We start from the raw sequence: 13,642 nt of genomic DNA on the forward strand, positions 1-13,642 counted from the left end.
CCCATGCCGCGAGTCCTCTGTGTCGCCGGGGCGCGCCCCAACTACATGAAGATCAAACCGGTGATGGACGCCCTGGAACGCCGGGGCGCCGAGGTGCTCCTCGTCCACACCGGCCAGCACTACGACCCGGCCATGAACGACGTGTTCTTCGCGGACCTCGGCATCCGGCCGCCCGACCGCTTCCTCGGGGTCGGCTCGGGCACGCACGCCGAGCAGACCGGACGCGTGATGACCGCGTTCGAGCCGCTTCTCGGCGAGGTGTCCCCGGATCTCGTCGTCGTGGTCGGCGACATCAACTCCACCGTGGCCTGCGCCCTGGTCACGGCCAAGGCCGGACCACTGCTGGCCCATGTCGAGGCCGGTCTGCGCAGCCGCGACTGGAGCATGCCGGAGGAGGTCAACCGCGTCGTCACCGACCGGGTCAGCGACTTCCTGCTGGCCCCCTCGCCCGACGCCGCCGAGAACCTGCGCGCGGAGGGGTACCGGGACGACCAGATCCACCTCGTCGGCAACGTCATGATCGACACACTGCTGGCCAACCTGGACCGGGCCAGGGCCTCCGGCATCCTCGACCGATACGGCCTGACCCGAGGCGAGTACGGCCTGGTCACGCTGCATCGCCCCGCCAACGTGGACGACCCCGGGATCCTCGCCGCGCTCCTGAAGGCCCTCGGGGAGATCGCCGGCCGCTGCCCGCTCCTGCTGCCCGTGCACCCTCGCGCGGCCGGCCGGCTGGGCGACGCCGGGGTCCCCGGCGGCGTCCGGCTCGTGCCGCCCGCCGGTTACCTGGACTTCATCGCCCTGCAGGACTCCGCCCGTGTGGTGCTGACCGATTCCGGCGGCATCCAGGAGGAGACCACCGCGCTGGGAGTGCCGTGCGTGACCCTGCGGGACAACACCGAGCGGCCCGTCACCGTCGAACAGGGCACGAACGTACTGGCCGGCCGGGATCCGGCGCGCATCGTGTCCACCGTGAACCGGGTGCTGGACGATCCGCCCGCACCGCGCCGGCCCGAGCTGTGGGACGGTCGCGCCAGTGAGCGCATCGCCGACGTGCTGCTGGCGGGCGTCGCCGCGAGCACCCGGCCGAGGCCCACCGACCGCGGCCGAACACCCCCCATATGATCCGCTTGCCACATATGCTCGTCGAACGTCGGGTCGCGAGGGGGGACCGCCATGGATCTCGCTGAGATCGTCCGGGTCATGCGCAGGCGCTGGTACGTCCTGCTGCCCGGACTGCTGCTGACCGCCGCCCTCACCGTCGCCGTGGCCCTGCTGGTGCCGGTGACCTACCAGTCACAGAGCACGGTGGTCCTGCTGAACTCGCAGAAGGCCACCGTGGCCTACGACGGGAACCCCTTCCTGAGCACCCAGACCTCGCTCACCGGGATGGCCGACAGTCTGGCCCGCAACCTCAACTCCGACGTCTCCGTCCGGGAGCTCAAGTCCCGTGGCGCGACCGGCACGTTCGAGGCCAAGCTCGCCGACAACGCCCAGGGGCCGCTCATGTGGCTCACGGTCACCGGCACCGACAAGGCCGCCGTGCTGACCTCGGACCGCATCCTGACCGCGTATGCCGAACAACGGCTGGGGCAGTTCCAGAAACAGCAGTCGGTCGCCCCGAAGGCCATGATCCGCATGACGACCATCGTGGCCCCGCAGACCCCGGCGGCACAGACCAAGACCCGCATCGAGTACCTGGTCATGGCCGGCTGCCTGGGCCTGGTCCTGAGCCTGGTCGCCGCCTTCTACGTGGAGGCGCGCCGCCGCACGCACACACCGGCGCAACCGAAGGACACCGCTTCGCCCGTCGCCGGTCCCGACCCGGCGGCCGGGGAAGCGGTCGCGGACCAGACGATCGCCCTCCGGCAGCCGCCCGCATGGTCGCGGCCCGCCGAGAACAGGCCCGCCGCGGAGCCGAGGGCCGGACGTCCCGCCATGGCCGTGGCGCCCGCCGCCGAGCCGCTCGACGAGGAGTCGACTCATGGACAGCGTTCGCACACCGGACAGCGAGACCGCTGAACCGGGCGACACCCCCGCTCCCGTCTCCTTCGGCCGGAAGGTGCGCGACGCGGCCCGCTGGAGCCTGATCAACACGATGGTCATGCGCCTCGGCAACTTCGCCACCGGTATCCTGCTGGCGCGCTTCGCCCTCGGACCCGCCGAGTGGGGCGTCTACGGCATCGCCCAGACCGTGCTCCTGGTCCTGCTCTCCGCGAACGAACTGGGCGTCAGCCTGGCCATCGTCCGCTGGGACGGCGATCCCCGCCGCTTCGCGCCCACCGTGCTGACGCTGGCCACCGCGTCCAGCGGCCTGCTCTACGCCGCCCTCTTCGTCGCGGCGCCGACGGTGGCCGGGCTGCTCGACTCGCCCGAGGCCTCGACCGTGCTGCGGGTGATGTGCCTGTGCCTGGTGATTGACGGGGTGGCACAGGTGCCCGCCGGATTCCTGACCCGGGACTTCGCCCAGGGCAAGCGCATGGCCGTCGACGCGCTCAACTTCGTCCTCAGCACCTCCGTGACCCTGGTGCTGGCCTTCGCCGGCCAGGGCGCCATGAGCTTCGCCTGGGGCGCGGTCGCGGGCAACGTCGCCGCCCTCGTCGGCTGCGCCGTGGCCGCTCCCGGCACCCTGCGGTTCGGCTGGGACCCCGAACAGGCCCGCGCGCTGCTGAGGTTCGGGCTCCCCCTGGCGGGCGCGAGCCTGCTCGCCCTCGCCGTCGTCAACGTGGACACCATGGTCGTCGGCTCCTCCCTCGGTCAGGTCGCCCTGGGCTTCTACGTCCTGGCGTTCAACATGTCCGGCTGGCCGGTCCGCATCATCTCCGAGGCGGCCCGACGCGTCTCGTTCGCCGGCTTCTCGCGCCTCGCCGGCTCGCCGCATGCCCTGGCCCAGGGCTTCAGCCGCGCCCTGGGGGTGCTGGTCACCGGCACCGTGCCCCTGTGCGTGCTGCTCGGCGGCCTCGCCGCCCCGGTCGTGCACCTCGTGTACGGGAGCACGTGGCTGCCCGCCGCCGATGCGCTGCCGTGGCTGATGGCCCTCGGCCTGATCCGCATCGGCTGCGAACTCGCCTACGACTGTCTCGTCGCCACCGAGCGGCGCCGCGCCCTCGTCCTCACCCAGGCACTGTGGGTCGTCGCCCTCGTCCCCGCCCTCGTCGTCGGCGCGCGCGGGGGCGGCATCGTCGGCGTCTCCCAGGCCCACGTCCTCATCGCCGCCGGTCTCGTCGTCCCCGCCTTCCTCCACGCCCTCGGCCGGGCCGGTATCGGCCTCGCCCCCATCGCCAGGGCCTGCGCATGGCCCTTCCTCGGGGGATCGGTGATGGCCCTGGTGATCCTCGCCGCGAAGCGGCTCCTGGGCGACGGCACCCTGGTCCTGTTCGCCATCGGCGCGGGGGCCCTGGCCTGCTACGTGGTGTGCGTCCTGCCCAGCCGCCGCTTCCTGCTCGGCTCCCGGACACCGGAGACGGCATGACGAGGCTCTGCCGCCTGCTCGCCGCACTGGCCCTCGTGCTGACCGCCGGCTGCACCGGGGGCTCCGGCTCCTCCCCGGCCACCCCGGGCCCCTCCCACAGCACGCCGGGCCCGTCCCCCAGCACGCCGCGCGCGTCCCCCGCGCGCCCCGGGGAGGCCGGGTTCCCCGACGCCGGCACCACAGGCCCCCGCATCCCCCTCACACCGCACTCCACGGGCGACATCAGCGTCAGGACCGACGGCACGGTCATCAGGGGCTGGGACATCACCGGCTCACTCGACATCTACGCGAACGACGTGACCATCATCGACAGCAGGATCACCTCCACCAACTGGTGGGGGGTCAACCTGCGGCCCGGCCACAGCGGCCTGCGGGTCCTGCACACCACCGTCACGGCCGTCCCCGGCAAGGGCCCGGACAACGGCGGCGTGGACTACGCCGTCTCCAACATGGGCACCAGCTCCGTCGAGGTCGGCTGGTGCGACATCTCCGTCTTCGGCAACGCCCTCTCCATGGGCCAGGGCCACCTCCACGACAACTACGTCCACGACCTCGTCCCCTTCCGCAACAACGGCGGCGAGTGGCAGCACACCGACGCGGTCATCAGTGGCGGCGGCGGCAAGGGGAAGCTGGTCATCCGGCACAACACCCTGCTCAACTCCGTGGCCGTCGACCGCGGGGCGTCCGCCGCCGTCGGCCTGTTCGCCGACACCGGACACGTCTCGGACACCGTCATCGACGACAACTTGCTGGCCGGGGGCGCGTACGCCCTCTACGGGGGTGGTGACGGGGCCACCGGGATCAAGGTGACGAACAACGTCTTCTCCACCCGGTACCACCGAAACTCCGGCGGCTACGGGGCCGTCACCGCCTGGAACGCCGGCGATTCCGGCAACGTCTGGCGCGGCAACCGGTTCTCCGACGGCACCCCGATCACGCCCGAGCCGGCCGGCTGAGGAAGAGGATCATGCGACGCATCGCCCGTGCCCCCTGGGAACTCCTCAAGCGCACCTTCGGCTGGCTCGTCCTCTTCGAGCTGCGCAACAAGGTCCTGCTCGCGCCCTCCGCGCTGCGGCTGCGCCGCTTCGAGACCGCCGAGACCCGCCGCCTCACGGCTGCCGCCGGCCCCTTGCCCGACGCCCTGGTCGCCACGGTCATCGCCACCCACCGCCGCCCCGACCAGCTGCGGGCGGCCGTACGCTCGGCCCTGGCCCAGAGCGTTCACGACCAAGTCGTCATGGTCGTGGACGACGGTGCCGGGCTTCCCGAACTCCCCGACGATCCACGGTTGTTCGCCGTGTCGCTGACGCGCAACACGGGCGTGGCCGGCGTCGTGCGCAATGTGGGCATCCGCCTCACCCGGTCGCGGTACGTGGCGTTCCTGGACGACGACAACCTGTGGGAACCCGACCATCTGGAGCGGGCGTTGGCGGTCCTGGAGTCCCCCGACGGGCCCGACGCCGTCTACACCGCGCTGCGCCGGGTCCTGCCGGACGGGACAGAGCGGGACATCCTGTCCGTGCCGTTCGACCGCCGCCGGGCCGCTCGGGAGTCCTTCCTGGACACCAACGCGTTCGTCGCGCGGCGCGACGGAGCACTGCGCTTCAGCCGTCTGCGGCGGACGCCGGACGTGCTGCCGCGGGAGGACTGGGAGCTGGTCCACCGGTACAGCCGCGACCACAGCGTGCGCCACGTACCGCACGCCACCGTGCGGTACCTGGTGAACCCCGGCAGCTTCTACACGACCTGGTCCGGCTGAGCCCCCGCCTCACGGCCCTGGCGTGATCCGCAGCGCGCCCGGCCTGGACAGGGCCGCCGCCGCCGCGCGGCTGGCCCTCCTGCCGAGCGCGGCCCGCGACGCCTCCCGCAGGAAGACGGCGCCCCTGAAGCACGCCGTCGCGACGCTGCCGTGACGCCGCCCGTACAGCCGCACGCGGTTGAGGGTCAGCAGCGTCCAGAGCCGGGGCGAGACCTGGGAGTCGCCGCCCAGGTGCACCGCCTCTGCCGTCGGCTCCAGTTGCGTGGCGTAGCCCAGGTCCCGCGCCCGCAGGCAGTACTCGGTCTCCTCCGAATAGAGGAAGAAGGACTCGTCCCACGGACCGCAGGCGGCCAGGCAGTCCGCGGAGACGGCCATGAGCGCGCCGGTCGCCCAGTCCGCGCGCGTCGGGCGTTGATACGCGACGGGGTCGGTGACGAGTTCACTCAGGCGCGGGAAGCGCCCGGCCCTGCGGTTGCCGATGACGGCCTCGCCGAGTGCGCGGGACACGCTCGACTCGCGGCGCAGCGAGTAATGAGGCGTGGCCCGGCCTTCTTCGTACAGCAGGGGTACGGCGATCCCGACGCCGTCGCCGAGGCTGTCGAGGAGGCGTCCGGCGCAGCCCTGCCGCATCCGGATGTCGGGGTTGCAGATCACCACGGCGTCGTACGCGCCGGCGGCGGCCAGCGCCGCGTTGATCCCGGCGGCGTACCCGGCGTTGCGCCCGGTCTGGACGACCGTGGCGTCGGGGGCCAGGGTCCCGAGGACCTCGACGGTGTCGTCGGCGGAGTCGTTGTCGGCGACGACGAGCCGCCAGTCGAGGCCGGCCATGCCGACCGGGAGCGCGGCGAGGAACCCGGGCAGCACCGGGGCACTGTTCCAGGTGACGACGATGACGGCGACTCGGTTCAACGGGACTCCACTGGTCGGGGAAGGTGCGCGTCAAAGGCGCGGCGGGGGGCCGGGACGGCGGCGGTCGCGGCCTCGCGCCGGAGGAAGCCCAGATAGCTGCCCCCCGCCCCCAGCGTCAGGAAGAACATGCCGGCGAACATCGGAAAGCTCAGTGAGTCGAAGGTGGCGCTGATGACCAGGGCGACGACCGACGAGGCGAAGAACGCCTGCCCCAGTTCGCGGTCGGACTCGGTGCGGGCCAGCCGGCGGATGGCGCCGCCGTGGTGGACGCCGGTGACGAACAGGGTCAGCAGGGCGACGAGCCCGAGCACACCCATCTCGGCCAGGACCAGCATGTACTGGTTGTCCGTGAAGAAGTACAGGTCCGGCGTGAAGGTGCCGAAGCCCCGCCCGAACAGCGGGTGCTCCCGCAGATAGGGCACGATCGCGCTGTACTTGACCGTGCGGGCCTGCGTGCTGCTGTCGGAGTTGGACAGGAACGACGCGAACAGGCCCGTGATCGTGCCGATCAGTCCGGGGATGAGCACCTTGAAGACGGCCACGGACGCCGTCATCACGCCGATCGCGGCCCAGCGCCGGGCCGGCTTCCAGCGCGGCACCATCACCAGGGCCACCAGCAGGAGGCCGATGATCGAGGTCCGCGACACCGTCAGGGGCAGCGCACCGCCCATGAGCAGCACCGGGCTCCAGCGGCGCAGCACGTGGAGGTGGCGGCGTACCGGGTCCAGGGCCTGCTGGATCGCGAAGGGCAGGAGGATCGCCAGCATGCCGGCGAACTCCAGCGGCTGGGCCGTGGTGGCGCGGGGCCGGGTGAAGGCGCCGCGGTCCATCACGTTCACCTGGGCCACGCTGGTCTGGAGTCCGGGGACGTGGAGGGAGTCGGCGATGTTGGTGGCCGCGAAGAAGTCGTAGAAGCCGATCGCGGCGACGACGGATCCCATGACCACCACCCGGCGCATCAGCACGTCCAGCCGGCCGCGGTCCTGCACGCCCGCCGACGTCAGGACGACCAGGGACACCCACACCAGGAAGCCGATGAGGCCGCGGTCGGCCCCGAGGACCTCCTCGTGCGAGCTCTCGCGGCTCGCGTCCGCCATGTACGCCGCCAGGACCGCCAGTCCGAGTACGCACATCACGACCCGCGCGGCCCTGGTGCCCGGCGCGGGAAGGATACGGCCGCCCAGCCAGGTGGCGAGGTACCACAGCAGTCCGAGCAGGGCGAAGACGTTGGCCGGGGTGCCGACGCCGCCGAGCGCGGGCAGGGCCAGGTTCGACGGGACGAAGAACGCCAGGACCAGGTAGACGGTGAGGATCGCGGTGGCGTCGACCCGGCGGTTCAGCGGGCCCGCGCGTAGCCGCCTGGGGGCGTGGGCCTGTTTCGGCCGGGGAGCGGCGTGCCGCCGCCGGCGCACCACCGCGACACCCTCCATGAGGATGGACAGCAGGAACGCGCTGACGACGCCCAGGATGACGACGGCCGCGATGTCCTGGTAGCGGCTCTTCGACTTCGCCACCGGGGCCTGCGGGAGCACGATCGGCGCCGTCTGCACCAGGTACGCGGGCGGGACCTTGGCGGCCTCCTGCAAGGCGGTCAGCTGCTCGCCGGCGAAGGTGGTCAGGGTGTTGGTCTCCCTGAGTACCTTCGCCCGGTCCGTTCCGGTGACGCCGAGCACGAGCAGCGGGCTGTCGCTGGCCGGCGCGAAGCCGGCCGTGTACGGGTCCGTGACGCCCCGGGCGCTCAACTCCTTGGCCGCGTCGCTCGATTCGAGCGTCCTGATCAACACGTCGGCCGTGACGATCAGCGAACCACCCGCGTTCGAGAGGGGGTTGCCGAACGTGGGGGCCAGCCGGGCGACGGCCGAGGAGTCCAGCAGGGCGACCGAGCTCTGCGACTGGTAGGAGACGGGGACGGTCACGTACAGATAGGCGCCGCCGAGGAGGCTGAGCAGGGTGAAGGGCACCATGAAATACCAACGTCTGCGCAGAATGGCCCCTATCTCACCGAGACTCACGAACCATCCCTCCATTCGGTGGCATCCCGCCGCGCGCCCTGCCAGTATCGGGGGCGACGGAAGGAACCCACATGTCGCCCGGGAACGTCGCCGACGCGCTGCTCCGCCGCTGGTACGTGGTGGTGGTCGCACTGCTGCTGACGGTCGCCGGGGCGTACCACGTGGTGCGCCCGGCCGCCCGGTACGTCGGCTCGGCGGTGGTCGTCCTCAAGCCGCCGGTGACGCAGAACCAGCCCAATCAGCTCACCAATCTGCAGCCGCCGCTCGCCGTGGTCTCCTACGCGGTCGTCCAGCAGCTGCAGTCCCCCGCCGGAGCCGCGGAGCTGCGTGCCGCGGGTGTTCCGGGGACCTACCACCTCGTCCCGCGCAACAGCGGCACCAGCGCGACGCCCCGCTATCTGATCCCCTCCCTGCAGGTGCAGTCGCAGGCCTCCGGTCCCGACGCCGCCGTGACGGCGGTCCACCGCGTCATCGACGTCTACGTCCGGCACGTCGAAGCGCTCCAGACGGCCCAGGGGGTCCCGGCCGGGTCGCGGATCACCGCCTCCGTCCTGACCTCCCCGAGCGCCGCCGAGGTGCGGGGCGACCGGAGCAGGGGCCTGGCGGGCATGGCCCTGCTGGGCGCCGCGGGGGGCGTGCTCGGTGCGTTGTGGCTCGACCGGTACGCCCTGCGCCGCGGGAAGACCCCTCCGGGCCGCCGTCGGCACTCCTCCGGTCCGCTTCCCGCGGCCCACTGAGCCGGACTGCTCGCGCATCAGATGCCGCGGCGCTTCCACGACTCCCACCACAGCCACTCCCGCCCGCGCTCGGCCACGGCCGACCACACCAGTGGCTGCAGGTAGGGCATGGCCTTCGGACCGATCCGCCTGCGCAGGCGCAGCGCGCGGTACTCGGGCAGCGCCCGGTATCCCGGCAGGCACTCCTCGGCGAACGCCTCGCATGCGTCGACGGGGACGGCCGCGGTGCGCCCCCGGTCGTAGGCCCGGTACGCCCGGCGCAGCGCGAAGCGGGCGAGGCGGGTGTGGACCGCGTCGGCCAGGCGGTCGGCGTGGGGCAGCCGGTCGGCGCATTTGACGAGCACGGAGTCGAAGGCCACGAGGCGCTGGCGCAGGTCGTCCAGCTGGCCGCCGAAGTCGGTCGTGGACATGTTCTTGCCGTGGACCCGGTAGTAGGCCTGGTCGGCACCGCGCAGGTAGCCGACGTCGGCGTGTGCGGCGAGCCGCATCCACATCTCGATGTCACCGGCGTGGGGAAGGGCCGGGTCGTAGCCGCCGACCGTGCGCTGCAGGCTGGTGCGGACGACGACTTCCGGCGAGGTGATGCAGCCGGTGCCCTCGCGGAAGCGGCGCTCCAGCCACCACTGCCCGGGGTAGACGACCGAGCCGGTGCTCTGTGTGCGGGCCTTCGGCAGTGGGCCGCCGTGCCGGAAGCGCAGGGGGCGCCCGTAGGCGAAGCCTGCCTCGGGATGGGCGTCCAGCAGCGCGGCGGCGCGGACCAGCGCGCCCGGGACCAGCCGGTCGTCGGCGGACAGCAGGGCGACGTAGTCGCCGTCGGCCCATTCCAGCAGGCCCTCGTTGTAGGTGGCGATGTGGCCCTTGTTGGTCGCGTGGACGCGGACTTCGATCCGCGGGTCGGAGGCGGCCAGTTTGTGCGCGATCTCCGCCGAGTCGTCGGGTGAGGCGTCGTCGATGACGAGTACCCGGACGTCGACGCCGTCCTGCTCGTCCAGGACGCTGCTGACGCAGTCGGCGAGGAAGTGGCCGTACTTGTAGCAGGGGATCACAACGCTGACGGTGCTCATCGATGCAGGAGGCCAATCCCCGGTGGTGGCCCTGTGCCGGGCTCGGCTGGAGGCCGCCACCGGTGGGTTCCGGTCGGTCAGTTCTTCTTCTTGCGGGCGGTCTTGCCGGTCAGGGTCCAGCTGCGGGTCGTCACCGGGTGCCGGTGGTCGTCCCGGGCCGTGAGCGTGACCTTGAAGCGGGTGCCGTCCGGCAACGGGGCCGACAGGTGGACGGACGCCTGGTGGGTGGCCCGGTCGTAGGAGGTGACGGCGGTGACGTGGAGCTTCCGGGCGGCCCGGGAACCGCGCAGGATGGTCACGGTCGCGTCGACGGACGACACCGCTGCCTTGTCCTGTACGGCCATGACCAGGGCGCCGGCCGCGTCGGCGGTGTGTGTCACCGACGCCGCGGTGACCTCCGAGGCGGCGGTGGCCGACGCCGGCGAGGCGCTGGGGTTGTCGGCGGTGAAGACGGGGCCGACCCAGTAGTTCGCGGAACCGTAGGAGCCGTTGGGGAAGGCCGGGTCGGTGCCGTACCGGTAGAGCCCGTTGTGGTGCGCGGTGGTGTCGGCGGTCGCGGTGAGCGGATAGGACTGGTGGGCTGCCGCGAAGTAGCCGCCGTCCACCGCGTAGTTGCCGTGCGGCGCGTGGTAGGAGACGACGTACGGGGTGCCCGCGGTGACGGCCACCGGGGTGGCGAAGGTCAGCGTCTGCCAGCCGGAGGCCGTCTCACCGGTGAAGGTCCCGGTGGCGAGCAGCGTGCCGTTGTCGGCCCACAGGCTGCCGGTGTGGGTTCCGGTGTTGCCGGTGCCCTTGTAGAAGGTGACGCCGGTGACCCAGCCGTTCGCCGAGGAGGTGAACCGGGTGCCCAGCTCCACGGAGTTGGTGTCGCTGGTCATGTCGGTGCTGGCCGGCACGGCGGAGGCGTTCCAGAGCGTGCAGGGGCAGGTGACCGCGGGTGGGGTGGAGCTGGTGGTGAAGGACCAGGTCACCGGGTCCGTCATGGTGTTGCCCCACAGGTCGGAGGCCCGGACGGAGGCGGTGTAGGTGGTGCGCAGCTCCAGCTCCGTCGACGGGGTGAAGGTGGCCTTGTTCGACGCGGGGAGCGTGGTGGTGCCCGGCACGGTGGTGCCGTCCGGGCCCTTGAGGGTGTACGTCAGGCTGTCGGTGTCGACGGCCGAGCTGAAGACCGTCGACACCGGCGCCGTGATCGCCACACCGGTCGCCCCGGACGTCGGGGAGGTCGAGGTGACGGTGGGCGGGGTCGTGCTGGCCGTGGAGGTGTCCAGTACCACGTCGACCCAGTAGTTGCTGCCCGGGGACTGCGAGGACGGGAAGGCGCTGGTGGCGCCGTAGTGGTACACGCCGTTGCCGCCGTCGGTGCCGGATTTCAGTGCCGTGAGGGGTGCCAGGCCGGCGTCGCTGTCGGAGAAGGCGCCGCCGTCGTAGGAGTACCCGCCGTTGGGGGCGAAGTAGGAGGCGACGTAGGTGGTGTTGGCCTTGACGCTCACCGGGGTGGCGAAGTTCAGCTGCTGCCAGCCGGAGGCGGTCTCGGCGCTGAAGGTGCCGGTGGCCAGACGGGTGCCGGAGGCGGTCCACAGGCTGCCGGTGTGGGTTCCGGTGTTCGCGGGTGACTTGTAGAAGCGGACGGCGGTGATCGAACCGGCCGCTGTGGTGCGGAACTTGACGCCGAGTTCCACCGCGCTGCCGTCGCCCGCGTTGACGGTGCCGGGGACGGCCGAGGCCGGCCAGATGGTGCAGGGGCAGGACTGCGGGCCGACGGTCACCGGGACGGTGGTGACGGCGCCGATGTTGACGCTGTCGTCGACCGCGCGGACCTTGACGGACGCCGGGCCCGGGGTGGTGGGGGTCCAGCTGTAGCTCCAGGACGCCAGGCCCTTGGCGGCCTTCCAGGTGGTCCCGCCGTCCGTGGAGACCTCCACACGGGCCACCACGCCCCCGCCGGAGTCGGTGGCGGTGCCGGTGATGGTGACCGGCTTGAGCGCCGGGACGGTGATCCCGGAGTCCGGGCTCTTCACGGTGACCGCCGGACCGGTGGTGTCGGTGGAGGCCGTCGTGGTGACGAGGTTGCTCTGCAGGGTCAGCGGCTTGACGCCCATGTCGGCGAGGATGTTCACGGTCGCCTGCTGCATGCGGGCGTCCTCGGTGACCACCGTGTCCTCGGGGTTGTACGTCGGGATGTCGGTCAGGCCCCACGACCACTGCACGGTTCCCGAACCGAACACCAGCGCCCCGGAGTCCTGGTCGCGGAACTCGACGAGATTGTGGGTCGCCGTGCCGTTGCCGTACACGTTGCCCCAGTCCATGCGGAGCTTGCCGTCGGCGATGTCCACCGTCGTGGACGACAGGTCGATCGCCCCGGCGGGTCGGGTGCTGTTGTCGAGGTCGCTGTCCCACTCGTAGCCGAGTGTGCCCGTCGGGAAGGTGGCGGTCTGGCCCGAGGTGAGGTTCGCGACGGAGGTGTTGCGCCACAGCCGGTTCCTGCCGTACGAGCCGGGGACGGTGATCGCGTCGCTGCGGTAGCCGTTCACCTGGAACATGGAGCCGGTGAGGACGTTCGGCGGCTGGTAGGTCTGCCCGTAGCCGGTGCTGGCCGGATCCATCCAGGTGCCGGTCCAGGTGCCGCTGGGGTCGGCGATGCCGTTGTTCTGGGCCATCTTGGTCATCTTGTAGCAGACCAGGGTGCGGTTCGCCGTGCTGGTGCCGTCGATGCTCGGCGCGAGCCGCGTCTTCCAGAAGACCTCGTTGCCGCTGAAGAAGGCCTCCCGCACCCCGGCCTTCCGGGCCGCCAGGACGTTGGAGTACTGGCTCTGCGTCCAGTACTCGTCATGGCCGGAGGACATGTAGACCTTGTGCTTCTTCAGCAGGGTGGCGCCGCCCGCCGACGACACGTCCACGCCCGACGTGTAGCTGACGTCGTAGCCGTTGCGTTCCAGCCAGGACAGCATCATGTACTCGGATCCGTAGATGCCGTTGTCGCCGCCGATGTCCAGGGGCCGGTTGTAGCTGACCTCGTAGGCGCGGCCGTCCGGCGCGGGCCCGGTGCCGCCGTAGAGGTCCTGGCCGCCGTAGTCGTTGTAGGCCTGCCAGGTCTGGTCGCTGGTCTGTACGACGATGTCCGAGGTGCTGGAGTCGTTGCGGACGACGAACGGGTACGGCATCAGGCCGTCACCGTCGGTCTGCGTGAGGTTCGCGATGTACAGGCCGGACACGGCGTCGCCGGGCACGGTCCAGGTGGCGGTGACGGGCCAGTTGCCGCAGTCGACCAGGCCGGTGCCGCTCTTGGTGGTGCAACCGGCCGGCTTGGTCAGGTAGTTGGCGGGGTAGGTCACCGCTGCCTGGGCCGCGCTGGACATCTCGCGGGCGCCGTCGCCGCCGTACCAGCCCAGGCGGTAGATCTCGACGTGGTACGGGACCTTCGACTGGATCTTGAACTGGACGGTGTCGCCGGCCTGGACGCTCTCCTTGGTGGTGAAGCCCTTGATGTCTCCGTAGGCGTTGGCCGAGAACCAGTCGGACTTCGGGCTGCCCGGCTTGGAGTTCTCGCAGACGATCGGGTTCGAGCCCGCTCCGCACGGATCGGATGCCGCCTGGGCGGGCACAGCCTGGGGGAGCACCGCCCATATCAATGCCGCCACGACGGCGAGGCGGATGCCCCGGATCCGTCTGCTCCATGTGTTCATGTGTAC

At 71.6% G+C, this 13,642-nt stretch carries 10 protein-coding genes; 6 read left to right on the forward strand and 4 right to left on the reverse strand.

Going from position 1 to position 13,642, the window contains the following annotated elements; all coding sequences use genetic code 11:
- Positions 1–3 precede the first annotated feature (3 nt).
- From wecB to IO33_RS0116585, 5 genes are read left to right on the forward strand one after another with little or no spacing between them, the layout of a single operon-like run.
- On the forward strand, positions 4–1,125 hold the full coding sequence (gene wecB, locus IO33_RS0116565; protein ID WP_031165415.1) for a non-hydrolyzing UDP-N-acetylglucosamine 2-epimerase: 1,122 nt from the start codon (positions 4–6) through the stop codon (positions 1,123–1,125).
- Between the two features lie 51 nt (positions 1,126–1,176).
- Positions 1,177–2,022 carry a Wzz/FepE/Etk N-terminal domain-containing protein gene (locus IO33_RS0116570; protein WP_031165417.1) on the forward strand — a complete coding sequence of 282 codons (846 nt, stop codon included), beginning with the start codon at positions 1,177–1,179 and terminating at the stop codon, positions 2,020–2,022.
- The gene (locus tag IO33_RS0116575) at positions 1,985–3,472 is read left to right on the forward strand and encodes an oligosaccharide flippase family protein (RefSeq protein ID WP_031165420.1); all 1,488 of its coding nucleotides are present in this window, start codon (positions 1,985–1,987) and stop codon (positions 3,470–3,472) included. Before IO33_RS0116570 ends, IO33_RS0116575 begins: the two co-directional genes overlap by 38 nt.
- Positions 3,469–4,428, forward strand: a complete 960-nt coding sequence (locus IO33_RS0116580; RefSeq protein WP_031165421.1) for a hypothetical protein — start codon at positions 3,469–3,471, stop codon at positions 4,426–4,428. The genes IO33_RS0116575 and IO33_RS0116580 overlap by 4 nt, the downstream gene beginning before the upstream one ends.
- 11 nt (positions 4,429–4,439) lie before the next feature.
- A complete protein-coding gene (locus tag IO33_RS0116585; protein WP_031165423.1) occupies positions 4,440–5,231 on the forward strand; it encodes a glycosyltransferase family 2 protein in 792 nt (263 codons plus the stop codon).
- A 9-nt stretch (positions 5,232–5,240) separates the two neighbouring features.
- On the opposite strand, the gene IO33_RS0116590 is transcribed toward IO33_RS0116585, so the two are convergent.
- Positions 5,241–6,140, reverse strand: a complete 900-nt coding sequence (locus IO33_RS0116590; RefSeq protein WP_031165425.1) for a glycosyltransferase family 2 protein — start codon at positions 6,138–6,140, stop codon at positions 5,241–5,243.
- Positions 6,137–8,104 carry an O-antigen ligase family protein gene (locus IO33_RS53540; RefSeq protein ID WP_280921797.1) on the reverse strand — a complete coding sequence of 656 codons (1,968 nt, stop codon included), beginning with the start codon at positions 8,102–8,104 and terminating at the stop codon, positions 6,137–6,139. Before IO33_RS53540 ends, IO33_RS0116590 begins: the two co-directional genes overlap by 4 nt.
- Positions 8,105–8,223: 119 nt before the next feature.
- On the opposite strand from IO33_RS53540, the gene IO33_RS0116600 reads away from it, so the two are divergent.
- Positions 8,224–8,889 (forward strand): hypothetical protein, encoded by a 666-nt coding sequence (locus IO33_RS0116600; RefSeq protein ID WP_031165430.1) that lies wholly within the window; start codon positions 8,224–8,226, stop codon positions 8,887–8,889.
- 17 nt (positions 8,890–8,906) lie between these two features.
- Here the strand turns inward: IO33_RS0116600 and IO33_RS0116605 are convergent, their stop codons facing one another.
- Complete coding sequence (locus tag IO33_RS0116605) at positions 8,907–9,953, reverse strand: glycosyltransferase (RefSeq protein WP_031165432.1); 1,047 nt, start codon at positions 9,951–9,953, stop codon at positions 8,907–8,909.
- A gap of 77 nt (positions 9,954–10,030) precedes the next feature.
- The gene (locus IO33_RS53545; RefSeq protein ID WP_031165434.1) at positions 10,031–13,636 is read right to left on the reverse strand and encodes a DUF4082 domain-containing protein; all 3,606 of its coding nucleotides are present in this window, start codon (positions 13,634–13,636) and stop codon (positions 10,031–10,033) included.
- Positions 13,637–13,642 lie beyond the last annotated feature (6 nt).

The sequence above is a fragment of the Streptomyces durhamensis genome (genome assembly GCF_000725475.1).
Lineage (GTDB): Bacteria > Actinomycetota > Actinomycetes > Streptomycetales > Streptomycetaceae > Streptomyces > Streptomyces filipinensis.